Origin of the sequence: Myxococcus dinghuensis (genome assembly GCF_024198235.1) — a bacterium.
GTDB classification, from domain to species: Bacteria; Myxococcota; Myxococcia; order Myxococcales; family Myxococcaceae; genus Myxococcus; species Myxococcus dinghuensis.
The window spans coordinates 36315-58634 of sequence record NZ_JAKCFB010000044.1; the positions used below are offsets into that span (position 1 = coordinate 36315).

The 22320-nt window shown below is 69.0% G+C and carries 28 protein-coding genes; 2 read left to right on the plus strand and 26 right to left on the minus strand.

Annotation, left to right across the window (positions count from 1 at the left end; genetic code table 11):
- Positions 1 to 5: 5 nt before the first annotated feature.
- The 7 genes from LZ198_RS35875 to LZ198_RS35905 are packed head-to-tail and all read right to left on the minus strand — an operon-like array spanning position 6 to position 6401.
- The gene (locus tag LZ198_RS35875) at positions 6 to 584 is read right to left on the minus strand and encodes a phage baseplate assembly protein V (protein ID WP_253976640.1); all 579 of its coding nucleotides are present in this window, start codon (positions 582 to 584) and stop codon (positions 6 to 8) included.
- Between the two features lie 10 nt (positions 585 to 594).
- Complete coding sequence (locus LZ198_RS35880) at positions 595 to 1878, minus strand: phage late control D family protein (RefSeq protein ID WP_253976641.1); 1284 nt, start codon at positions 1876 to 1878, stop codon at positions 595 to 597.
- Positions 1875 to 2216: a hypothetical protein gene (locus LZ198_RS35885; protein WP_253976642.1), complete on the minus strand. Its 342-nt coding sequence runs from the start codon at positions 2214 to 2216 to the stop codon at positions 1875 to 1877. The genes LZ198_RS35880 and LZ198_RS35885 overlap by 4 nt, the downstream gene beginning before the upstream one ends.
- Positions 2216 to 2728 carry a CIS tube protein gene (locus LZ198_RS35890; RefSeq protein ID WP_253976643.1) on the minus strand — a complete coding sequence of 171 codons (513 nt, stop codon included), beginning with the start codon at positions 2726 to 2728 and terminating at the stop codon, positions 2216 to 2218. Before LZ198_RS35890 ends, LZ198_RS35885 begins: the two co-directional genes overlap by 1 nt.
- 14 nt (positions 2729 to 2742) lie before the next feature.
- A complete protein-coding gene (locus LZ198_RS35895) occupies positions 2743 to 5436 on the minus strand; it encodes a phage tail tape measure protein (protein ID WP_253976644.1) in 2694 nt (897 codons plus the stop codon).
- 3 nt (positions 5437 to 5439) lie between these two features.
- Complete coding sequence (locus LZ198_RS35900; protein ID WP_253976645.1) at positions 5440 to 5631, minus strand: hypothetical protein; 192 nt, start codon at positions 5629 to 5631, stop codon at positions 5440 to 5442.
- Positions 5628 to 6401 (minus strand): T4 family baseplate hub assembly chaperone, encoded by a 774-nt coding sequence (locus tag LZ198_RS35905; protein ID WP_253976646.1) that lies wholly within the window; start codon positions 6399 to 6401, stop codon positions 5628 to 5630. The genes LZ198_RS35900 and LZ198_RS35905 overlap by 4 nt, the downstream gene beginning before the upstream one ends.
- Before the next feature lie 93 nt (positions 6402 to 6494).
- On the opposite strand from LZ198_RS35905, the gene LZ198_RS35910 reads away from it, so the two are divergent.
- The gene (locus tag LZ198_RS35910) at positions 6495 to 7139 is read left to right on the plus strand and encodes a hypothetical protein (RefSeq protein ID WP_253976647.1); all 645 of its coding nucleotides are present in this window, start codon (positions 6495 to 6497) and stop codon (positions 7137 to 7139) included.
- Here the strand turns inward: LZ198_RS35910 and LZ198_RS35915 are convergent, their stop codons facing one another.
- From LZ198_RS35915 to LZ198_RS43525, 19 genes are all read right to left on the minus strand, one after another.
- Complete coding sequence (locus LZ198_RS35915; protein WP_253976648.1) at positions 7140 to 7604, minus strand: phage tail protein; 465 nt, start codon at positions 7602 to 7604, stop codon at positions 7140 to 7142. It abuts the gene before it with no gap.
- Positions 7601 to 8245 carry an HNH endonuclease gene (locus LZ198_RS43735; protein ID WP_407667494.1) on the minus strand — a complete coding sequence of 215 codons (645 nt, stop codon included), beginning with the start codon at positions 8243 to 8245 and terminating at the stop codon, positions 7601 to 7603. Before LZ198_RS43735 ends, LZ198_RS35915 begins: the two co-directional genes overlap by 4 nt.
- A gap of 2 nt (positions 8246 to 8247) precedes the next feature.
- Positions 8248 to 10461, minus strand: coding sequence for a phage tail protein (locus tag LZ198_RS35920; protein WP_253976649.1), 2214 nt, complete (start codon positions 10459 to 10461; stop codon positions 8248 to 8250).
- On the minus strand, positions 10458 to 10790 hold the full coding sequence (locus LZ198_RS35925) for a hypothetical protein (RefSeq protein ID WP_253976650.1): 333 nt from the start codon (positions 10788 to 10790) through the stop codon (positions 10458 to 10460). The genes LZ198_RS35920 and LZ198_RS35925 overlap by 4 nt, the downstream gene beginning before the upstream one ends.
- Positions 10787 to 11689, minus strand: coding sequence for an IPT/TIG domain-containing protein (locus LZ198_RS35930; RefSeq protein WP_253976651.1), 903 nt, complete (start codon positions 11687 to 11689; stop codon positions 10787 to 10789). The genes LZ198_RS35925 and LZ198_RS35930 overlap by 4 nt, the downstream gene beginning before the upstream one ends.
- Positions 11689 to 12285, minus strand: coding sequence for a phage virion morphogenesis protein (locus LZ198_RS35935; protein WP_253976652.1), 597 nt, complete (start codon positions 12283 to 12285; stop codon positions 11689 to 11691). Before LZ198_RS35935 ends, LZ198_RS35930 begins: the two co-directional genes overlap by 1 nt.
- Positions 12286 to 12292: 7 nt before the next feature.
- Complete coding sequence (locus LZ198_RS35940) at positions 12293 to 12937, minus strand: hypothetical protein (RefSeq protein WP_253976653.1); 645 nt, start codon at positions 12935 to 12937, stop codon at positions 12293 to 12295.
- Entirely contained in the window at positions 12934 to 13212 is a 279-nt protein-coding gene (locus LZ198_RS35945) for a hypothetical protein (protein ID WP_253976654.1), read from the minus strand. Before LZ198_RS35945 ends, LZ198_RS35940 begins: the two co-directional genes overlap by 4 nt.
- On the minus strand, positions 13209 to 13733 hold the full coding sequence (locus LZ198_RS35950) for a hypothetical protein (RefSeq protein WP_253976655.1): 525 nt from the start codon (positions 13731 to 13733) through the stop codon (positions 13209 to 13211). The genes LZ198_RS35945 and LZ198_RS35950 overlap by 4 nt, the downstream gene beginning before the upstream one ends.
- Positions 13733 to 14371, minus strand: coding sequence for a hypothetical protein (locus LZ198_RS35955; protein ID WP_253976656.1), 639 nt, complete (start codon positions 14369 to 14371; stop codon positions 13733 to 13735). The genes LZ198_RS35950 and LZ198_RS35955 overlap by 1 nt, the downstream gene beginning before the upstream one ends.
- Position 14372: 1 nt before the next feature.
- Positions 14373 to 14750, minus strand: a complete 378-nt coding sequence (locus LZ198_RS35960; RefSeq protein WP_253976657.1) for a hypothetical protein — start codon at positions 14748 to 14750, stop codon at positions 14373 to 14375.
- Between the two features lie 88 nt (positions 14751 to 14838).
- A complete protein-coding gene (locus tag LZ198_RS35965; protein ID WP_253976658.1) occupies positions 14839 to 15699 on the minus strand; it encodes a phage major capsid protein in 861 nt (286 codons plus the stop codon).
- Between the two features lie 45 nt (positions 15700 to 15744).
- A complete protein-coding gene (locus tag LZ198_RS35970) occupies positions 15745 to 16434 on the minus strand; it encodes a hypothetical protein (protein WP_253976659.1) in 690 nt (229 codons plus the stop codon).
- Positions 16431 to 17783 (minus strand): XkdF-like putative serine protease domain-containing protein, encoded by a 1353-nt coding sequence (locus LZ198_RS35975; RefSeq protein WP_253976660.1) that lies wholly within the window; start codon positions 17781 to 17783, stop codon positions 16431 to 16433. Before LZ198_RS35975 ends, LZ198_RS35970 begins: the two co-directional genes overlap by 4 nt.
- A complete protein-coding gene (locus tag LZ198_RS35980; RefSeq protein ID WP_253976661.1) occupies positions 17776 to 17961 on the minus strand; it encodes a hypothetical protein in 186 nt (61 codons plus the stop codon). The genes LZ198_RS35975 and LZ198_RS35980 overlap by 8 nt, the downstream gene beginning before the upstream one ends.
- Before the next feature lie 54 nt (positions 17962 to 18015).
- Complete coding sequence (locus LZ198_RS35985) at positions 18016 to 19095, minus strand: head morphogenesis protein (RefSeq protein WP_253976662.1); 1080 nt, start codon at positions 19093 to 19095, stop codon at positions 18016 to 18018.
- Positions 19076 to 19279 carry a hypothetical protein gene (locus LZ198_RS35990; protein WP_253976663.1) on the minus strand — a complete coding sequence of 68 codons (204 nt, stop codon included), beginning with the start codon at positions 19277 to 19279 and terminating at the stop codon, positions 19076 to 19078. Before LZ198_RS35990 ends, LZ198_RS35985 begins: the two co-directional genes overlap by 20 nt.
- A gap of 74 nt (positions 19280 to 19353) precedes the next feature.
- Positions 19354 to 21153 (minus strand): phage portal protein, encoded by a 1800-nt coding sequence (locus LZ198_RS35995; protein WP_253976664.1) that lies wholly within the window; start codon positions 21151 to 21153, stop codon positions 19354 to 19356.
- A complete protein-coding gene (locus tag LZ198_RS43525) occupies positions 21150 to 21350 on the minus strand; it encodes a hypothetical protein (protein ID WP_253976665.1) in 201 nt (66 codons plus the stop codon). The genes LZ198_RS35995 and LZ198_RS43525 overlap by 4 nt, the downstream gene beginning before the upstream one ends.
- Positions 21351 to 21655: 305 nt before the next feature.
- Here LZ198_RS43525 and LZ198_RS36005 point away from each other — a divergent pair, with 305 nt between their 5' ends.
- Positions 21656 to 22243: a hypothetical protein gene (locus tag LZ198_RS36005; RefSeq protein WP_253976666.1), complete on the plus strand. Its 588-nt coding sequence runs from the start codon at positions 21656 to 21658 to the stop codon at positions 22241 to 22243.
- Positions 22244 to 22320: the final 77 nt, after the last annotated feature.

Genomic DNA, 22320 nt, shown 5'->3' on the forward strand with positions numbered 1-22320 from the left:
CTTCCTCAAATGGGCTCGGCAATGGGGCGCACCACACGCCCGGCGATGGTGACTTGGGCCGCCTCCAGGGAGATGGCGCCGACTGCGCGCAGGGTGAGGGCGGTGGTGGCCTCCAGGGTGACGGTGTTCTCCTCCGCGTCGAAGGTGAGGCAGTCGCCCGTCTTCCGGTTGGTGAGCTTCAGCTTCTTCTTCCCCGCGGACTCGTCCAACTCGACGCGGAACGTGGGCGTGGCGAGGACGCGGTTGTCGGGCGGAGACACCTGGGCTTCTTCCGGCACTTCACTCTGGCCGCCGGGCCGCCCCCAGTGCGCGCTGAGGTAGTAGGGCGCGTCGACGTCCCCCTGGTTGAAGAAGACGGCCACCTCCGCGCCCACGTGCGGCACCGCGAAGAAGCCCGTGTCCTTGGCGCCACCGCCGGAGGTACCCAGGGGCCAGGCCCAGGCGGACTCGGGCTCGAGGACACCGGGGATGCACACGCGGACGCGGCCGAGCTGCGCCTCGTCGTCGCGGCTGGTGACGTAGCCCACGTACATGCCGAGGAGGCGTGTGTCATGGGCGAGGATGTCGTCGTCGAAGGTGCTCATGGTGGGCTCGCTACCTGGGGAGACTCATTCCGGCTTCCGGGTCCTCGACACCGATGGGCTGCCCGTCGCGGCGGTACTCGATGTACCGGGTGCCGGTGTCCCTCTCGAAGGCCTCGACTTCCTTCAGTGCCCCCGTCGTCTCGGGCGCGCTGGTGTTGGGCTGGCCGCCCTGGGGCTGGCCTTGCTTCTCGGGGCTGGCTTGCTGCCGGCGGCCGGTGCCGTCGCGCGACAGCTTCAACTCCGTGGTGTAGCCGGAGGAGGAGAGGACGTGCTTCGCCTCGGTGACGTAATACTTCCCGGAGAGGAAGCTGGAGATGCCGCGCACCTCCACCACGGACTTGGCGCGCAAGGCGGGGTTGCCCACCACCTGGAGGGACAGCTTCACCGTGCCGGCTTCGGCGCGTCGGAAGCGGGCCTCGGACTCGCGCTGGGCTTGAGCAGGTGTCGAGGCGGAGGTGGGCTGGACGCTGGTGGTGCTGTTGCGGAGCTGCAGCGACGTGGTGCCCGTGCGCTTGTCCACCACCTCGAGGAAGTCCGCGAGGGTGGTGCGCTCCACCGTGCCACTGCTCGACTCGGCCTCGATGTTCGCCTTGGCCATGGCGTCCCGGCCACGCACGTCCACCTTGCCCACGCGGCGGCCCAGCTCCGACTCGACGTTGACGGAGAGGATGTCGCCCCGGCCCGCGTCGGCGTACCACCACAGCACCTGGGCAGGCGCGGCGGCCTGGTTGCGCGGGCCGAAGGTGAGGCCCTTGTCGTCGACGTGGAACTCGAACTCCTCCCGGGCGGCCAGGCGCCGCAGAAAGCGCGCGTCTGTCTCCCCGGCCTGGTGGATGGTGTCGAAGGTTTCTCCGGTGTCCTCGACGTGGACGGAGTCCTCCTCGTAGCCGTACTCGGCGGCCACCTCGCGCACCACCTGGGCGCGCGTCTTGCCCTTCCAGGTGCGCGCCTTCGCCTCGCGGTGCATGAGGGCGGAGAGCGCCTGGCCCTCGACGGTGAGGAGTTGGAAGCCTTTCAGCTTCTTGATGACGACGCGCCGAGGCGGCGCCATGAGGCCCGGGTAGCCCCAGGACACTTCCAGCACCGCGCCGCCCACGAGCTCGGCCCTGTCGAAGAGCGCCAGGTCGAAGTTGTCCAGTTGGAGGGACAGCTTGTCGGCCTTCTTCGCGGAGTCCTCGAAGGTGAGGCCGAGGACACGGCCCTCAAGGGAGAGGGGCTCACCGCTGCGGGCCTTCTCGTGTGCCAGCAGGGTGAGGCGCACGCCAGGCGCGCTCCTGTCGAGGGGCCGCGTCATTCGCTGGCCCTCCGTCGCTGCTCGCTGAGGATGACGTCGGTGAGGACACGCAGCGAGGGGATGTAGACGCGCCGCCCGGCTTCCAGCTCCAGCGTCGCGTCGATGATGGGCTCCGGCTGGAAGTCGGCGATGGCCCACCAGAAGCCGCAGGCGCGCGGGAGAGGCGCGAAGTAGCGGCCGGCGAGGCCCCAGAGGGAGTCGCCCTCGGCGATGAGGTGGACGCGCGTGTCCGCGTGCGGCTGGAAGCCGTAAGGCACCCTCTCGCTGAGGAAGAGGTGGCCGGCCTCATCCCGCAGGCCGAGGGAGAAGGAGTAGCGGCTGCCGGCGTGAGGAGCCACTACGGCACCTCCTGACGGAGCTGCTCGGAGGTGACGCGGGTATCCAGCACCTCCTCGAAGGTGACGGTGGCGGTGTAGACGAGGACGCGGCCGTCGACGGCGAGCTGGCGGTACTGGAACTCCACGCTGGCGACGACGCACTCGACGGTGAGGAGGCCGGGCCAGAGGACGAGGACACGCGGCGGTGCCGTCGCCAGCACACCCTCGGTGCCCGCCGGGGGCACGGTGAGGGCACGCAGGAAGCCGCGGAACGCCATGATGTTGGAGGCGTCGGCCTGCTGCGTGGCGAAGAAGGCGTCGAGGTAGAACTCCACGCCTGCCAGTTGCCGGTTGGAGGTGCCCTGAAACTGGAGCACCTGGTGGGAGAGGCCAGGCACCGCCAGGCGGTTCCAATTCACCTGGAGCTTCTCTGTGAGCTGGGTGGGGTTGAAGAGGCACTCCATGGCCTCGCCGGTGAGGACATTCACGAGGAGGCAGCGCGGAGGACGGGCAAGGCCGGCGGCGAAGGACACGTGGGGCCTGCCTCTCAGTAAGACGCCATGGGGGAGAAGCTGCGGGAGGCGGCGTCCCTCTCAGCGCGCGCCGTGGCCTGGGCAAGCACCTCGCCGTCCACCTGGACACTCACGAGGACGGGCGCGGCGGGAGTCGAGGCTGGCTGCGAGGAGAGCACCTCGGGCTGGGGCAGCGAGGCTTGGAGGGCCGCCACCGCCGGCATGGACGAGGACTCCAGGGGCCAGTCCACTGGCGCGGTGGGCGAGGCCGTGGTGACGACGGACGCGGGTGCGGCAGCGCTGCCGGTGGCTTCCTCAAGGCCGAAGGCGACGGACAAGTCCCGGTGGAGGCCCAGCCGAGCCGTCCGCAGGGCTTGCTGGAGCCCCGTGTCCGTGCCGAAGAGGCTCGCCACCGCGTCCACGACACCGAGGATGGCGCCCACCAGCTCCAAGAGGACGCCGGAGATGGCGTCGACCGTGCCGAAGACGATGAGCCGCAGCCCTGTCCACGCCTCGGCCCAGTTGCCGGTGAGTGCCCCGCCCAGCGTCAACACCACGCCCCAGAAGATGTCGACGATGCCGGAGAAGGCCGCCAGGGCTGCGTTGAGGACGCCTCCCACCACGGACACCACGAGGGAGACTGCGGACACCAGCACGCCCACGACGGTGGTGATGTTGCCGATGGCAAACCCGATGGCCTGCCCCATGGCCACCCAGATGCTGCTGCCGTCCCTCGCGGCGGAGCTGGTGCCCAGGAGGCCAGAGAGCGCCCCACCGAGGACGCGGCCCAGGTGCGCCAGGCTGCCCAGAAGGACGTCGACACCGGCCTTCATGTAGCCCCACTGCCCCGCCAGCCCTTCGGCCACCTCGGCACCGGCCGTCATGCCCATGACGACGAAGTCGAAGACGCGGGCGAGGGCGCGTCCCACGGTGGCCCCCGCCTCGCCGAAGGCGGCGAACTTCGCGGCGGCCGTGGCCGCGTCATCCCTCTCGGAGAGGAAGCCCAGCGCCGCGCCCACCCGCCCCAGCGTCGCCTGGAAGGCGTCAAGGGTGGGGCGCGCGGCCTCCAGGCCAGCGGAGAAGCCGTCGGCGATACCAGAGAAGAAGCTGTGGATGCGGTGCGCCCACAGGTAGACGTTGATGAGGAAGTCCTTCAGGCCGGCGTTCTCCGCGCGGCCCAGCTCCTCTCGCACCGAGGCGGAGAAGCCTCCGTCCTCGAAGAGCTGGACGAGGCCGCGGAAGGCGAGCGTCACCTGCTCCTGCACACGCCGGACGAAGTCGCCCAGGCCACCGAGGTTGTGACGGAAGGCGTAGGCGAGGCCGGCTGCGGCGACGCCCAGGAGGACGACAGCGCCCACGGCCGGAAGCACCGTGGCGAGAAGGCCACCCAGCGTGAGGCCCAGCACCTTGAGGCCCACCACCATCAGCGCCAGGCCCACCTTCGCGGCGATGACTGTGCCGACGAGGGTAGCCAGGGCACCAGCTCCGAGCGCGAAGGCTGCGAAGGCGCGCTTCACCGGTCCGGGCAACGCCTGGAAGACACCCAGCACCTGCTGCACCGCGCTGGCGAAAAGGGTGACGAGGGGCTTCAGCACCTGGCTGAAGGGCTCTCCGAGAACGATGGCCAGCGTCTCCAGGTTCCCGGACAACAGCGTCTTCTGCCCCTCGAAGGTGTCCAGCATCTGCTCGCGGAACTTCGTGGCCGTGCCGCCCGCATTCTCGAACTGGTCGCGCAGGTACTTGAGGGCATCGGCGCCTCGGACGACTTCGCCGGTGTCCTTGCGGATGCCGTTGGAGAACTGCGTGAGGATGGCATTCACGCCACCGAGCGCTTCGCGGCCGAACGCCTTCAACAGGAACGCGGAGCGCTGCGCCGCCGTCATGCGCTCAAGGGCGGGCGACAGCTTGTCGAGGATGCCAAGGAAGGAGAGGAAGTTGCCCTTGGAGTCGGTGACAGCAACGCCCAGTCCACGCAGGTGCTTCTGCACTTGTGGATCCGCCATGCGCTCCATGGCCACGGCCACGGCGGTGGAGGCGCGCTCCACGCCGGGGACGACATTCTTGACCAACCCCAACGCGATGAGCGTCTCGGGCAGGGACTGATTGAGGGCCTGCGCACCACGCGCGGCGGTGCCGAGGGCCAGGGGTAGTTCGTTCGCGCTCAAGGCGAAGACGTTGACGGCCTGGAGCATCTGGTCGACGGAGATAGCGGCCTTGTCGGTGGAGATGCCGAAGGCCTTCATTGCTTGGCTGGCCAAGCCCGCTGCGCCCTGGGGCGTCAGCTCTCCCAGCGAGCCACCCGCCAGGTCCAACACCGGCAGCAGCAGCTTCATGGCCTCCGCGGCTGTGAAGCCGGCCTGGGTGAGCTCGCGCAGGCCCAGCACGGACTCGGTGGGGGTGAATTGCGTGGCGAGGCTTGCCTTGATGGCCGCGTCACGGAGTTGCCCAAGCACTTCAGCCGAGGCGCCAGAGACGGCGCCCACGCCCGCCACGGCCTGCTCGAATTGGCCGGCGGTGTTGGCCAGGGACAGCGACGCGCCCAGGGTGACGGCGCCCGCCGTGAAGAGGGACATGGCGACGCCGAGCCGCTGGAAGGCACCCTCAATGCGCGCGGTGCCCAACCCCACGCGCCTGTCCATGCGCGTGAAGTTGACCTCCACCTGGGAGAAGACTCCGGAGGCCAAGTCCCGTGCCGTGAGGACGAAGCCGAGGCCGAGGTTGTTGAGCATGCGTTACCTCCGCTTCGCGGCCTTCTCCAGCGCCTTGGCTTCCTGGGCGCGCTGCTGGCCGATGCGTTCGAGCAGCCAGTCCCTGTCCGAGGTGGGCAGCTCCAGGGCGTCACTGAGGGGGGCTGCGAGGCCGCTGCCTCCGTGCTGGTGCCAGCACAGTTGGAAGAGGCCCTCGCGCCACGTCTCCAGCGTCACACCGGGGAAGAGGTGGAGCGCTCCCGGCGCCTCGTCGTCCGTTGCGTCCCCGGAAGGAAGAAGCCCCGGTCGAAAGGGAGCTCCACCTCCTGGCGCATGAGGCACTCGGGGCACTCGACTTCGAGGGTGGTGTCCACGCCGCAGTCGACGGCGTCAAACTCGTCGACGAGGAAGTCGGCGTCGCGCAGGCTCAAGTCTTCAAGGAAGCGGCGCTTGTCGCGCGCTTCCACGCCGTCGACATCCTGCACCCGGTAGGCGAGGACGGAGGACAGCAGTTTCTCGGGCGCCGCACGCTGGAGCTGCGGCAGCCGCCGCTCGTCCTCCCCCGTCAGCAGCTTGAAGCGCACGCGCGTGCCAGAGTCCGGCAGCGTCGTCTCGAAGCGGTTGCCGGCAATGAAGGCCGCGCGGCTCGTGTCCGAGAGGGCGCGCACCGGCAGTTGCGTCAAGTCCAGCTCCCAGTCGATGCGGGCCCGGCAGGCAGCATTCTGGCAGGGGACGGCGAAGGCGTACTCGGGGCCGTAGGTGAGGACGCGCACCTGGAGGAGCGCGTAGAAGCGGTCCCCCTGCAGCACCCGGCCCCAGTCCACCTTCCCATCAGGGAAGGCGTAGGGTCCTGCTTCCACCAACTCCTCCCAGCACGACGAGAGCAGCTCGTCCACCTGGCCGCCGCTCTTCGCCAGCTTGCGGTCCGCGAGGACGCGCTCCTCGCGCACCTTCATGCCGCGGATGCGGCCCGTCAGCCCCGAGGGGCATGAGATGATGTTCGCCATGTCCTTCCTCCGGAAAGGACAAAGGCCTCGGGCGGCAAATCGGGGACATCAAAGGAGGACGGGTGGCTGGAAGGGCAGGGTAGAGTCCGTCTCATGCCCGCCGATATCATCCCGTTGGAGTTCGCTCGTTGGCTTCGTGACCACCCGGAGAAGGCCCGTCGTCTTATCGCCTGCCTTGAGGCATGGGGGGCGCTGAAGACGCTTGGGGACATGATGGACTGGGCCGTTGAAGAGGGGTACCGAAGGGATAGCCCTGTGACGCCGGAGTTGAAGGCGAAGACACGTGCGGAAGCGCTCGACGTCCTGCGCAGCGTCTTCACCGACCTCGGAGCGGTGCTGCCGAAGAGGCTCAGCCAGCAGAAAGAAGACAAGTTGCTTGAGATGGGCGTCAGCGCCGTCTACTCCAACCTGCATCCGGAGCCGCCCGCGGCACAGTCCGAACCTGCGGACTCTCCCCGGCTATTTGCCGTCCAGTGGCCTGACCGAACGGTCAGCTTCGTCTACGCGCGCACCAGGATGGAGGCTGTCCTCACCCTGGATGGGTGGATTGCCGACTGCGCTCCGGATGAGCTGGTTGAAGTGGATTCGCAAGTGGCACTGACGTTGCGCCCGAAGAAGGTCCGGGGCGGTGACGTGCAGATGGATTTGGAGGGCGTGGATGAGGGGCTCGACGAGTTCATGTCTGAGCAGTTTCCGAGCTTCTTCAAGGTGCCGAAGCCCAAGAAGAAGCGCGGGTGATTACGAAGTGGAAAGCTCGAAGAAATCGTAGGTGAGGACAACGCTTTCGATGACATTCTCGTCACTCTCATTGTCCCACTCACCCGCGACGAACTTTACCGGCCAGGCGCTCGAGAGGCTCCACCGGCGCAGCGTGGTGCCGTCCCTGTCTTGCTGGACGATGTCGAGGTTGCGCTTGTAGAGGCTGTCCGGCAGGCCCAGGCCGCTGGTGGTGTGCACGACGTCCTGGAACCAGTCGAAGAGTTCATGGTCCTGAGTGGCGCCTCTCTCCAGGGTGACGTCCGAGAAGGTGAGGCGTCCCGGGGACTTGTTGGGGATGAGGCTGCCGCCCTCGAAGTACTGGACGTTGGCGACCTCGACGGACAACTCGCTGCACTTCTGGAAACCGGCAGACGCGACCGAGTCAATCTCGACCAAAAACTTGAAGCGCTTATGGAACGACCTCGGGCTTCCGATGACGGTCACAGTGGTTCTCCTCTTCGCTTTCTGCTTCGAGATTGGGGCGTTTTCCCAAGCCGAGAAGTTGGCTCAATGCCGGATTTCCACCTGTGACAGGTGGGACATAGAGGCTGTGCGTTCTCGACCGTGGGGGCTCCGCCCAGAGACGCAGGGGTGATGTGGTCGCACTCGACGAGTTCGAATGCTCCACACCAGGCACAGCGATAGTTGTAGAGTTCGATTGCAAGCTTCTTTACCCATGCAGGGAATTGCCACGGGCGTTTCGCTTTGGAGCGGTCCTTGATGAAGAGCGGATGCTCAGGGCCGAACCCCAGTTGCGGCTTGGGGTGGTGGTTCTTGAGGTAACGAGGAATTCCAGTCGCGTGGTGTCGAGGATTTAGTGTGATTGGTTTGCCGCAACCACACTGACAGCGATGCTGGCCTGTATTTGCTGCGACCCACAAATCGACACCCTTGTAATTGCCCCGTCTCGCGCGCGCATGGTGCCCGAGGATGAACTGGGGGATGCCTGCATGTCGATGGGCAGGCTTCAGGACAATTGGTTCTCCACATCCGCACGCGCAGAGTGGAGCCTGCTGCTTCGCGAGCCAATCCTTGATCAACTCCCTGCCTCGCCAAAGGCCGCTCCATGGAGTCCCTTTAGGCATGGCTACTCTCCCGAAGCCAACTCGGCTTCGAGGGCGCGGGTGTCCTGAGAAACCTGCAGGACGATGAACTCGGCCGGCTTGTTGGTGGCGAGCCCGATGCGCGCCACCAGCTTGCCGGCGAAGATGACGGACGGCGGGTTGAGGGCGTCCGAGACGTCAACGAAGAAGGCCGTGGCTGGCTCCTGGCTGCGGAAGGCCCCGTTCTTCATCTGCGCGAGGAGGAAGGCGGCGATGGAGCGCCGCACCTGGGCGCGCAGCCCCTCCGTGTTGTTGCGGTGCCTCGCGAACTGCAAACCGGACTTGAGGCTGCGCTCGATGAAGGACACCCCGCGCCGCTCGGCGACGTAGGGGAAGTTGCCGCTGGCCTTCAGCGTGCGCGAGCCATCGATGAAGCGCGGCAGGCCAGGCCCGGTGGTGAGGGGATTGATGCGGCGGGGGTAGACGACGTCCCGCTTCTTCTCTTCCAACGTCTCCTTGGACTCGAAGCCGAGGACGCCGAACATGCGCCCGGCCTCGATGCCCGCGGGCGCGTCGTACACGCCGCCGGGGCGCGCGCCGTCGTTGCGGGCGAAGACGCCAGCGATGATGCCGGAGGGCGGGACGACGAGCTGCTCCACGTTGCCGAAGACGCTGCGGGCGGGGTTGAGCACCTTCACGCGCGGCCAGTAGAGGGCTGCGTGCTCAGAGAGTCCTTCGAGGGCGGCCTCCTGCGACACGTAGGAGACGATGTCCGTGGCGCTGTAGCCCGCGGGCGAGTCGAGGACGGCGAAGACGAGGCCGTCGCGCGCCACCTCGCAGTAGCGCACCATGGCGTTGTGGACGGCGGGCGTGGCGCGTCCGGGCACCAAGAGGAGGGAGACGTCTTGCACCTCGTCGAGCGCGTAGAGGCCCGTCCTACCCGCCTCAGAGCCGATGAAGTCGGCGTCGTCCAGGCCGACGAGGCCGTCGGTACCGCCCGAGAGGGCCACCGTCTGCACGTCCGGAACCGCGTCCGGTTGCACCATGAAGGCCTGGACGTAGCTGCTGCCGGTGCGCTCGTCATTGAGGACGCGCTCGACGTAGCGCGCGTCGCCCCGGGCCGAGGAGAGGTTGGGGAAGGACTCGCGGTAGGCGCCGTCCTCGATGACGAGGACGTCGAAGGTGTCGAGGGCACCGTTGGTGGAGGGACGCACCTCCACCTCGAGGCGGTTGGCGTAGGCGCCCGCGTCCTTGGCCTCCAGGTGGAGGACGTCGGTGGCGCCGGAGGCGTCGCCCGTGTGCGGTAGCGCGTCGAGGCCGAGGCCGGAGCCCGCATCGCCCTGCACACGCAAGGAGGCGCCAGGCCCCGTGGACAGGGTGCGGAGTTGCAGCGTCCCCAGGGAGGACGGCGCCACGCGGACACCCGTCACCGCTGCCTCCACGAGGGCGCGCACCTCGGCCAGCTCGACCGCGCGCAGACTCTGGACGTTGCCACTCCCCACCTGCGGGCCGCCGGGGAAGCCGAAGACGGTGCCGGCCACCTCGTCGCCCACCTCCAGACGACTGGAGGCGCCCTGGGTGTCGCTGGCGATTCTCAGCACACCGTCCGCCACGGTGGCTCGCCCGCCAATGAGTCCCGCGTTGAGGACGGCGGCCACCTCCTGCGCGGTGGCCTGGGTGACGTCTTCGAAGTCCTCCTCGCTGAAGGCAATGAAGACGTCCCGGCCGTCGTCGACGCGCACACGGAGGGCCTGCCCTGCGGTGAGGGCATACGGCCCCGGGCGCCCGGCGGAGACGGAAGCCGCCGCGCCAGAGAAGACGACGTCCACCGCCTCGGCGCCGTTGACGGACACCTCCAGGCGCTGGCCATCGGCCAGGGTGAAGGGGGGCCGCAGGGTGCCGCGCACGGCCGCGGGCGTGGGCCCACCGCCCGTGGTGAGCGCCGCCGCCGCGCGCGTGGCCGTGTGAGACTCGGGGTTGGAGGCGTCCTCGTAGTGGACGGTGCGCACCGCCCAGAAGTGGCTGCCGCCATTCTCGAAGAAGCCCATGGCGGCCAGGGCCAAATCGGAGTCCGGTGTGAAGCCGCCGAAGGTGGCCTGGTACTCCTCGAAGGAGGTGCAAAGCACCGCCTGGCCGATGGGGCCGCGCTCCGCCAGGCCGACCGCGCCGGCCACGGAGGTGGGCGCGGAGGGAATGCCACGGACGCGCGGCTCCTCCTCCTCAACCACGATTTTCGACGACAGCAACTCACGACTCACGAGGCACCTCGCTTCTTGCGGGACGCGCGCGCCGACGCTTCCGGCGCTGGGAGGAGGGATGGAGAGGACGGTGGGGCGGAGGGGGCCTGCCGCTTTAGGGTGACTTCGCCCCGGCGGATGGCAGCGGCCACGGCGGGCACGCAGAGGGCCGCCTCGTGGACGCCCTCCAGCGTGACGTCCGTGGCCAGGGTGAGGGAGGAGGGCAGGCGCCGGCCACCACGGCCAGGCTGCACGCCGCATGCACACGCGCCGCGCGCCAGGCAGTACGACTCGTGGGGCAAGAGGAAGGTGACGAGCCTGCCCAGGGCATTGGTGAGGGTGACGCTCATGAGGTGCCTCCGGAGAGAGAGTCCGTTTCGAGGTGAGTGCCGGCGACGGCCTTGCCGATGTCGAGGGGCAGGCCCTCGTCCACGTCGAAGCCGCGCACCACGAGGCCCCACGTGAAGGCGCGCACGTCGTCGCGGCTGCCGAGCTGCGTGCGCACCTCGCCGTCCGCGTCCAGCTCCCAGCGCACGGCGCCGCGCGAAGCGTCTTCCGCGTCGCGGGCCATGGAGAGCCAGCGGTTGCGGTTGAGGAAGGTGGCCACGGCGGCCATGAGGTTGAAGAGTTCGGCGGTGCGGTTGGAGGCCACCGTGAGGGTGAAGGCCAAATCCACCGTGTACGCGGGGCGCCTGCGCACCAGCTCCGCGCCGGAGGGGCCCTGCACGACGTCCTCGTGCAGCACGTTGGTGGAGTAGCGACGACTCTCGCGCAGCGTGGGGCCTGACAGCACCACGGAGGGCAGCGAGGCCATGGCGATGACGTTGAGGCCGTCGGCCACCGTGTCGTCGTAGTCGACGGAGACGCTGGCGCTGACGTTGGCCACCACCTGGCGCTTGAGCTCACGCAGCAGGGAGCGAACGAGGCGGGTGAGGTCCGCCTCCTTCGCGACGCGCGGGCGCAGGTAGCGGTACGTGCCCGGAAGCAGCGCGGCCTCACCTGGAATGGGGTGCCCGTCAGCGGAGAGGTTGTGCAGCTCCACGTCGACGGTGCCCACCTCATGGGGCGGCGTCCGCACGTCCGCGAAGTGGGTGCCCGCCTCTTCACGCGCCGAGAGGACCTCCGCGCGCAGTCCACCCAGGCGCACGGCCACCCGCGCGGCGAAGCCCGTACCGGCGAGGCGGAGAATGTCTCCGCCGCTGGTGGGCCCCGAGGAGGGCGTCACGGAAGTGAGCGTGGGGATGGCCACTACCCCGGCCCTCCGAGGCCCAGCTCCTTCGCCACGCGCGCGAGGAAGCGGCGGCTGGCGCCCTGCTGAAACTTCGCGAAGGCCGGCCGCAGGAAGGGCCGCGCGGGCGTCTGCGTCACAATGACGCCGCGCCCACTGCCGCCGGTGCGCGCTTGGCCGGCCTGGCGCAGCAGCGCGAAGAGGAAGCGTCGCATCTTCGGCGTCATGGGGATGACGACGGGCGGCCCGCCGTACTCCTGGAGCTGCGCCACGTCGACGAGGGACTCGCCGTCGGGACTCTTCGCGGTGCGCGAGACGCCGATGAAGGCCTCGTCGCCCTCGACGACGACGGAGATGGAGTTGCGCAGCGCACCGGAGACGAGGAGGGCCTTCGTCCCGTTGAAGCCCGCGAGCTGGCGCGCCGCCAGCGTGAGGGGCGAGGGCGGGCGGAGTGGCTCTCCACCAGGTGCCTGCTGGGTGAGGCCCTGCACCACCTCCTTGCGCAGGGCGTGCGCCTCCTGGCGCAGGGCCGCCTGCGTCGCCCTCTCAAGGCGCGACGAGCCCGCCGCCAACAGTTGGCGGGCCCGTGCCCAGTCTCCGGTGCGAGAGATGGCCATGGGAGTCTCAGCCCTGCTTCGCCCGCAGGTGAGGGACGTGCGAGTTGAGCCACTCAAGGGCCACGTGGGTGGCCTCACTCATCACCGCGCCGTGGCGGACGGACACGGAGGTGAGGGCCAGGGAGTGCGCGGCGACCTCCACGTCCTCCGGCCGGCAGCCGTAGTGCTTGAGGCCCTCGGCGATGGGGCGCACGGCGGGCACGCTGCCGTAGCGCCAGAAGTGCAGCTCCAGGTTGCAGGTGTACGCCTCGGCCTCGTAGCGGGCGCGCGCGGAAGCGCTGGTGAGGTAGGCTAGCTCGTAGCTGGGGCCCTCCTCGTCATGCTGGACGACGTGCTGGTGCTCGTGGACGCACACCACCACCTGGGCCCACAAGTCCCAGCCCGACTTGGGCACGCCCACCTCGAAGGGCAGGTAGAGGGTGCGGCCCACAGTGGTGGCGTAGCGCTCGAGGAAGCGCTGCCTGTCGAGGATGCCCATGCGCTGCAGGGCCTCGGCAGCGAGCTGCATTTCGAGCGAGTCGGCCTTGTTGGCCGTCTTGGTGCGCAGGCGCGACTGCATGTGCTGGTAGAAGGCCCACACCTCCGCGGGCTGAATCTCGCCGCGCTGGAAGAGGCCGCCCACGCCAGGCAGGGACTGGAGGTAGCCTTTCACAGGACACCGCCTTCCATGGTGCCGGCGTCCACGGTGGCGGGCAGGCAGGTGTGGCCGGTGACGCCCTCCTCGTTGACGTAGGCGCAGGTGAAGCCAGCGTTGCTGTGCTCGCTGACGGCGTCGCAGTCGGCCAGCACCTGCCAGTTGCCGTCGCCGTTGCAGATTTCGGCGACGTTGCCGGCGCAGCGCGTGGACACCGGCGCGCAGCCGTCCGGCGCGCGGCAGCGGGTGAGGAGGGCGGTGGCGAGAAGTGGGGCGAGTAGCAGTGCTTTCACGTGAGTCCTCGGGCTTGGGGCCTGTCGTTGAAGGTGACGAGCAAGAGATTCCGGCGAGGCCTCCGGCGGTGGAGTCCGAAGCCCGTGGGGCGCGCCTCGGTGACGTACAGCCCGGGAGGCGTCCTCACGGCCTGCACGAGGGCGCCCGTGACGTCGTAGAGCGCGCCCAGCCTGTCGCTGGGGCGGATGAGGGCGTCGCCCGTGGCCGCGTCGACGAGTCCGAGGCGCTCCAAGTCGCGGAAGTGGAAGACGAGTTCGAAGCTCGTCCGGGGGCTGTTGCCGGAAGGAGTCATGCGCAATGACTCAAAGGCATCCGGCTCCACCTGGCAGGGGACACGCACGGGCGGAAATTCGCGACGGAAGGTTTCGGCCAGGCCGTCGTCGTCGGTGTCCACCAGCACCGGCTCGTGGAAGTCCGCGTCGTACCCGCTGGCATGGGGGCCCGGGCCGGGGCCCGCCATGGCGGCGGTGTCCAGGCGGTGCAGCTCCGCGAGGAAGGGGAAGATGAGCTTGCCCCTCATCAGGCGGCTCCGGGCAAGGAGGGCTTCACGTAGGGGGCGAGGAGGGTGTCCACCTCCGGCTCTCCGGTGAGAGGCCGCACCGCGGGGCGGACAGTGTCGAGGCGGTAGCTCTGCTCGCGCGTGCGCTCCTCCACCACCCGCCAGCGCGTGCGCTCCTCCAGGGAAGCCTCGTCCGCCAGCGGCGAGAGGCTGCGCAGGACGAGCAGCATGCAGGCGCGGCGGATGGCGGGCGGCGTGCGCCCCTCCGGCGTCCCGTCCGCCTCGGTGTAGCCCCACCGGGCGCCGACGATGACGTTCCCCTCTCCGCGCGGGAAGACGCGCCCGTGGCGGAAGGTGAGGCGAGGCCCGTCGAAGCCCGGGCCTACCGGAGCGCCCACCACCACCAGGCGCTCCTTGGAGAAGGACACGTCCTCCCCGTAGAGCGCCAGGCGGTAGAGGCGGATGGGTGGTACCGGCAGCCAGAGGGACGGGGCGCCGCGCCCGTCGAGGTGCAACGTCGCCGAGCGCGGCTCGAAGTACCACCCCGTCACCTTGTCGATGGTGTGCGTGGCCTCTTCCAGGAGGATGGCCAGGCGGGTGTCGCCCGCCATGGCCGGGGTGACGCCCTCGGCGCGCATGTTGGCCACCGTGGCGTACACGTCAGTCCTTCTCCCGCTTGGCGCGGCGCGTGTCCTTCTCCTCGCTGGCCTTCGGCAAGTCTTCCGTCGTCAGCGTGCCGGCGGGCCGCGCCGCGCTCAGCTTCAGCTCATCGCTGGCGCTGCGCTTCACGCGGGCCTCGTCGGCCTCGGCCGCGTCGAGGGCCTTTGCCTCGGCCTCCGTGCTCACGTCGAAGGCGAGCGGCGAGTAGGCGTCACCGGGCAACTGGCGCACCGTGCGCAGGTAGTCCGCCACCGGCTTCTCGACTCGGTACCACCCGCGTTCCTCTTGAAACTTGATGCCGGCATACGTGTAGCGCCGAAGCACGTGGCCCCGGCGCGCGTCGTAGGCCTTGAGTCGGACGAGATAGGTGTTGTCCATGGTGGGCCTCACAACTGCACGTTGATGGCCTTGGCCGTGCCCGCTTCCTCCGCGAACTTCGCGTCGAAGCGCAGCGTGGCCACCACCTTCAGCGTGCCCTCGGAGATGTCGCGCGCCGACTCGATGCGGATTTGCCGCCAGATGCCGACGTGGATGTTCTTCGGGTTGCACAGGAGGATGGCCGTGCGGTCATTCGTCGCGCCGAGGTTCTCCGGCCAGAGAGGGATGGGGCGCAGCGGGACGCCCGAGTAGAGGACCGGCGCGTCGCCCTCGAGGAACTTGTCGCCGACAGCCGTGGCCCTCTCCGCCAGCGTGCTGCGGTAGTCCAGGTCCGCGTCGACGCTGGTAAGAGGAACCCCATGCTGCTCTTGTCGCGCAGGTGCTCCGAGGGCAGCGACTTGAGCAAGTCGCCGAGGACGTCCTTGGAGATGGGCGCTCCGGCCGCGTCCACGACGTTGCTGGTGGCCTGCTTCAGGACTCCGTCCAACGTGGCCAAGAAGGGGTCGGCGGAGGCGGTGTCCCCGTTGACGAGGATTTCCTCCATGTCGCGGCTGATGGCGTCCGCCATCATCTCCATGAGCGTCTGGCGCAGCTCGCCGCGCTCGATGCTGTCTTCGAGCACTTCGTCGCTGAGCCTGACTTCGCCCTTGAAGAGCTTGGCGTCCAGCTCCACCTGGGAGAGGTCCGGCTTCACGCGCTGGGCAGCGGGGACGGCGGTGGCCTCCTGACCGGGACGGAGGATGCGGCTGCCGAACTTCAGCTTGGAGAACTGCTGCTTGGGCGCCGCCATGGGGACGACGGTGCACTGCTGCAGCAGGACGGACTGCTTGATGAGGAGGCGCATGAACTTCTGCGCCTGGGCGGGCTGGAGGATGCCGCCGCCGGCCGTGAGGTCGGCGAGGGCCAGGTCCGCCTTGGCCAAGAGGGTGCTGTTGTCGAGACGGCTCATGGGGATTCCTTCGGCGTTGAGGCTTCCTGGTGGCGGGTGGGGACGTCAGACGTCATGGAAGGAGAGGGCCTTGTCGACGCTCTCCCGGTTGAGGGGCTTGTTCATGTCGAGGGGCCAGCCGACGTCCTCGACGGCGGGCTTTTGCAGGCGCTCCGCGGGGGCGCTGCTGTTGGGCAGGCCGAACTGCTTCTCCACGCGGCCCAGCCGCTGGTGCTGCTCCTTCACGGAGCCCTCCAGTGCGCGGACGGCGTCGGTGAGCTTCGTCAGCCCCTCCATGACGCCGGAGGCGTCGAGACTCGGCGCAGGCGCAGCCGCAGCCGGCTGCGGAGGCGGCGCGGGATTGGCGGCCTTGGCGCGCGCCTCGACGTCCTCCTCGTCGTCCTCGTCCTCATTCTCCAGTGCGTCAGCCAGCGTGCGCAGGTGCTGGGCCACCTCCACCACGCGCACGCCGTCGATGCCGTCCGTGGAGGCGAGCGCCTCAACGAGAGTCGTCACCGCTTCGAGGGCCTGTTGGGCGGCGGCGAGGACTGCGTCGCCGGCCTTGGCGGTGTCCGAGGTGGTGCTTGCGCCCTCGGCCTGCGAGGTGTCCTGGGGAGCGTCGTCCATGGTGTCTCCGTCTCGCTTCACGAGGAGGAAGCGGTGCTTGTTGGCGGCCCTGTCCACGAGGGACACCTCCTCCACCACCATGTCGACGAGGCGGTGGACGGAAGCGGGGCCTTGGTTGGTGCTCGTCATGCGGCCTCCGGTTGGGAGTCAGCGGCAGGTGTGTCGGAAGGGGGCGGCTCGGTGGCGGGGGCGGCCTCGGGGAGACGGCGCGCGGTGCCGCCAATCGAGAAGCCCGTCAGTTGCCCGTCCTTCACCCGGCCCCAGAGCTCGTCGGAGAGGACGCGCACGGCGAGAAGCCACGTGCCCTTGCGCACCTGCACCTCGCCCAAGGAGAAGTCGACGGGGGCCAGGTAGCTCTCCAGCACCTTGACATGCGAGTTGACGCGCATCTGGTGCATGAGGCCCAGGCCTCCGAATTCCTCCATGAAGCGGTGCGCGGCCTGACGAATCTCCACGGCGGAGTAGATGTCTCCTTGGGCGTCCACCGTCTCTGGCTCCAGGACAACACCCAGGACGTATCGCTCGTCGTCAGGCTCGACGCCCTTGAGGAGTGGCTTCGTCGCGCGGAAAGAGGTGGTGTCGGGCAACGCCTCCGGCCGCCAGTCGTCCACCGTGAAGTCCGGGCCGCCCTCCAACGCCTTCGCGGCGGGCTGGTAGTTGGAGACGAGGAGCTGTGTCAGCACGGAGGATCCGCCCACGCCGCGCATAGCGGCGATGGTGCGAGGGGTGCGGATGCGTTTCACGAAGAAGTCGGAGCCCTTCAGCAGCCCGGGCAGCTTGCCCCGGATGCCGTACGTCATGAGCCAGCGGCCCTTCAGCGATTTGAGGGTGTTGTAGAAGCGCTCCTCGTCGAAGTCGCCCTCGCCGACGTCGACGTTGTAGCCAGGGTAGGGTGGGTCCAAGAAGAGGACGGTGTCCTTCCCGTCGTACTTGCGCACCACGCGCTCGTAGTCCCCGCCGTACACCTTCACGTGCTTGAGGCGCGGGGCGAACTGCTCGATGCGGGCGAGCGTCTTCGCCTCGACGCCCATGCCGTTGGGGCTGACGCTGCGCCCGCGCAGCTTTCCGTAGGAGAAGTGCGTCAGGTAGAGGAAGCGGTGCAGGCGCTCCACGTCCCCCTTCGGCTTGGAGTCGAAGAGGCTCTTGAACGTCTTCTCGTCGCCCACCCACGGCAGCTTCTTCAGCTTGGCGAGGCCCGCTGGCGTCAGCTTCTGGATGAGCCGGTACGCGTCGGCGATTTCGGGGTCCGCGTCGTTGATGGCCTCGACGTCCGAGGGGGCCTTCTCGAAGAGAACGGCGGCGCTACCCGCGAAGGGCTCCACGTACGTCTTGTGCGCGGGCAGCATGGCCACCAGGCGCTTCGCCAGGCGCTTCTTACCCGCCGGGGAGCCCCAGATGGTCTTCTCCACCAGCTCACCCTGGAGGGACTCCAGGACGTGCCGGGCCCGAGCGAGGGCCTTCGTGAGGGCGTCACCCATCCTGGAGGCCCTCAGGGTCGAAGCCCCACGTCAGCTCTCCCGAGGTGGGGAGATTGAGGTCGCGCGGCCAGACGATGGGTGTCGCCTCGGCCTTGGCCGTGGAGGTCGACTCCTGCGTCGTCGTGTTGCCCTCCGGCGTCGGAGGTGAGGTGGGGGTAGGTGTCGAGGTTGACTGCATGGCGTTTCGCCTCCGGGAGAGACAAAGGCCTGCGACGCGAAATCGGGGACATCACTAAGTGACGGCGAGCGTCGTTGTGCGGCAGAGGCTGTGGTACGGCGGGAAGCCCACGCCCGCGTCCGCGAGCTGCCTGTCCGAAGCGAGGGCGCGGAACTCGCCGACGTCGTCACGGGTGCCAGCGGCGGAGCGGAGCACTTCGGCCAGGCGCGTCTCCTGGCTCCCTCGGTTGACGTAGAGGAACGCGCGACCGGTGTCCGCGTCGAGGCGCTCCCTGACCCAGGGCAGCTCCTGCTTCACGTCCTCCGGCCGCTCGAGCGACTCGACGCGTTCGAAGCGCTGGAGGGCCTCGCTCACAGAGAACGCCTTGCCGTGGAGGAAGCGACACACCTGGGTAGTGGCTTCGTCAAGGACGGCCTCGATGCGATAGCGGCGAATGCCGGCCTCGGCGTAGCTGCTCACCTGGGCGAAGGAGCGCCCCTGACCAACGAAGCTGGCCGCCACCACCTCCCAGTAGAAGGGTGCCCGCTCGATGAGCGCGCCGCGTGCAGCCCGCTCCAAGGACTCGGCAATGTCGCTTCGCCCGAGGCCGGCCTCCAGCCCCTCGGCCACGAGCCGTCGAGCCTCCTGACCGAAGGCGTCCAGCCGGCGCCCGTACTCGTCCCTGACGAAGTTGCCCTGGGTCCGGACGATGTGTTGGGCCACGCGTCTGTCGACGGCGTTGAAGCTGGCGGCGAGGGCGAGGCCTTGCTCGCGTCGGGCATGGCTGCGAGTGGACGCAACCACCTCCTGGGCCGCGTCGCCGAGGGGCGCCTGGATGCGAGAGGGGATGACGGCTGTCTGCCGGCCGGCGGCCTCCAGGGCCTGGGCGACGAGGCGCCCGCGCTGGACTGCCGTCGTCGTCCTCCAGTCCACGTCGAGGACGGCCACCGCCTCTCGCATGGCGTCCACGTCCGCGCGCCCGACCGCGCGGCGCAGGCGCGCGGCAAGCAGGGCCACGGCACGCTCCATGCCCGCGGCGGTGCCGACGTCCAGGGCCTTGGTCACTGGCAGTCGCAGGACGTCTCCTAGGAGAGTGTCTGCCACCGCCCGTGCCTCGTGCAGGAGGAGGAGGCTGTCAGCGGGGGCCGTGCACACGGGGCGCCTCCTGCGTCACCAGCTCCACGGGGTTGCGGCGCCTGGCGTGCACCTCGACGCCAGCCGGAGTGGGGGAGAAGACGACGTCGTGGCTGGCCGAGCACCTGTCACACAGGGCGAAGACGAGGAGGCCGTTGCGCCAGAGCGTCGTCGTCTCCTCAAGAGGGCCGCGCCTATGGCACATGCGACACTCCAGGACACCACGCTCGGCGTCGGCCTGAGCCTGGAGCACCCACGCGCGCTGGAGCTGCTCAGGCGTCATGTGGGTTGCCCCGAGAACCAGGTGTCGAACTCCTCCTTCGGCACGGGGACGCGCTCGGTGTCCATGTACCGGCGGGCCAGCGCCAGGCGTCCTTGGGCCAGGCGCTCCTCTTCAGCCCGAAGCTCCTCTCGCAACCCCAAGAGGCGTTTCGCTTCGCCCACCAGCGAGCCCTTGTCCGTCCGGGGCTTCAAGTCTTCGACGCCCGTCTGAATGCCCGCGAGCGTAAGGGTGATGGGGCGCTTCACCCAGTCGTCCCCAATCTTGCGGAACTCCCGGTGGAAGATGTCGCCGGCCAACTGGCGGCCCTCCTCGGGAGTCAGCACGCCCACGCGGACCAGGCGCTCCACCATCTCCGTCATGCGCTCCGGGTCTCTCGTGGCCGTCGTCTGAGAGCGAAAGCGCCAGAAGCGCACGCCCATGTCCGCGAGGACTTTGCGGTTGAGGAGGAAGTCGAACTCGTCGCGCTCGGGCTGGAAGACTTGGTCCTCGGCGAAGCGCAGCTGCGCCTCCGCCACCGAGCGGTTGAAGTCACGCCCGTCGCCGCGCAACAGCGGTGGCAGACGGAAGGCGCTGCCCACCTTGTCGATGTTGCGCTGGTCGTACTGCTGAAAGAGGGCGTCCTGCTGCTGGGCCTCCGTCAGGGGGCGCAGCTCAATCTTCGCCCGGCCCCCGTCGCCGGTGCCGGCGCCGTCCGCCTCGAGGATGAGAATCTTGTGGAAGTTGGCCTTGCCCTTGAGGTTCTCCTCGATGAAGCGCTCGATGCGCGGCACTGAGGCGTCAGAGAGCCTTCCGCCCGAGACGAGTAGCGCCAGGGGCGGGACGGACTTGTTGTTGAAGTAGAGGTAATTGACCTCCTCCATCTGCCGGGAGCCGAGGACGGACAGCAGGGTGCCCACCCAGCGCGGAATGCCGTAGGGAGAGCGCGGCGAGTGGATGGCGAAGTGGATGAGCTCCGTGGCGGGACCGTCGGAGGCGTCCGCGGCCTTGAGGGCGGCGACGTCCTTGAAGGCGCGGCCGGTGAGGCGGGAAATGACGCGCGAGTCCCCGAAGGACTTGAAGTACACCCGCTCGCTGCCCTGCACCTGAATGTAGCGACGCAGGCGTCGGCGGGTGGTGACGGTGTCGAAGCTGACGGCGGAGATGCGGACGCGCTCGCGCACCTCGACGGCCTCCTTGTCCAAGGGGAGGAGTCGCACCGTGTACGAGGGCACGTAGACGAAGCGAGCGATGTCGCCCTTGCCGTCGCGCAGCACCTCCCAGTACGCGTTGCCCGTCACCTCCAAGTCATGGCGTGTCCGCCTTCGAAGCTCGACGAAGCTGGAGTCGAAGCAGCAGAAGTCAAAGAAGGACTCCAGGCGGGCCTTCTCAACCCGGGCCTGCTGACGAACCTCCTCCTCATGCGCGGCGACTTCCTCGTCCGAGGGGCGTAGGGCCGTCCCTGAAGGCAGCGTGCCCGCGTCACGCGCGGACAGACGCTCCTGGGCCATGGCGTCGGCGACCTTCTCCCTGGCGCCGTCGGCGTCGAAGTCGATGGCGGGCTCGAAGCGGAAGCCAAAGCCGTCGATGTTCGTCGCGTAGGCGTCGACGTTCTGCCTCAGCGAGTTGGAGTGCTCGACGAGGAGGCAGAGCGCTTCCGGCTCATATGGGGGCTGGAGGGCGCCGGCCTCGCTGAAGGCCAAGGCGTCCTCGCCACCGGGGCGGCTGGCGGGCTCGTCGACGCGGGCGCCCACCACCACCGCCTTCAGGATGGATTGGAGGCGCTCCTCGGCCTGGTGGACTTCCGCAGGCACCGTCACGGACGGTCCTCCACGTAAGCCAGGAGGCCCGTGGGGGTGTGAGAGACGGCGCGCACGCGCTGCCCGCGGGCAGCCAGCTCGACGTGGAGCGCCTCCAGCAGTCCGTCGAGCGTGGAGGCCTCGACAGTGAACTCCGGCCCGGGGCGTGCCGTGCCCGAGGGGGAGGAGAGGACGAAGACTCTGACGACGCTCTGCACACGGGCCTCCCGCACCAGGTGGAGGCAAGGCGCGCGGTGGGAGGGGCGCCCTCGACGTGCGAGGGCGTTGGGGGCCGCGCGCCTCACCTCCAGCAAGGACAAAGGCTTCGGGCCCAATTTCGGGGACATCCGGTGCACGCTTTTTCGCTCAAGGCCCGCGCATCAATGAGTTGCCTTCGTCGGGGGACAGAGCGCTATTGCCAACACGCGCGGCTGAGAAGCGACTGGGCTCACGACACGCCTGAGACGTGGCTGGGGCACCTTCATGGCCGCAACACACAGCGAGACTGCTGGAGGTCCACGCAATGAGGGCAGGCTGTTGGTATGCGAAGAAGCATGGTGACTGGGAGGACGCCCCCGAGTTCGCTTCGCGAGAGGTGGCCATCTCCTCCGCACCAGCGGCGCTGAAGCTGGAACTGGGTGAGCAATTCCAGGTGGCGCGCGCGTCCGAGCCCGCAAGCCCCCTGGGCGCTGGGTTGGTTGTGGACGCGTTGGAAGCGCATGCGCAGCACGACTCGCCCGGGGACTCCGAGGGCTACGCCATCAGCGACGAAGCGGTGGACGAGTTGGAGGCGCTCCTTGAGGGGTGGGCAGCGAAGCATGGAGTGAAGCCCTGCTGGGTCGACATGGAGGACGTCTCGGTCCACGTGGCGCCCGGAGCCGTACCTGCTTGTGGTGCTCCAGCAGCGGAGGCGGCCGAGGTGACATGCCCATGCCGGTGTGAAGAGCGGGAGGACAAGGCACACCATCCGAGCGACTACCGTGTAGGGGCCGACGAGGAGCCCGAGCACCCCGCTGCCCAGGCGGGCTACGAGGGATGGGAGTTCTGCGTTCACTGCGGCGCGTGGCGCGCTGACGACGATGACGCGCCCGACGCGGATTGGGTGCCCTGACGCGCGCTGCGCCCGCGCGATGAACGGAGCCGCTCCTCATGGCAGGAGCGGCTCGGTTGCGCCGTCCATGGTGAACA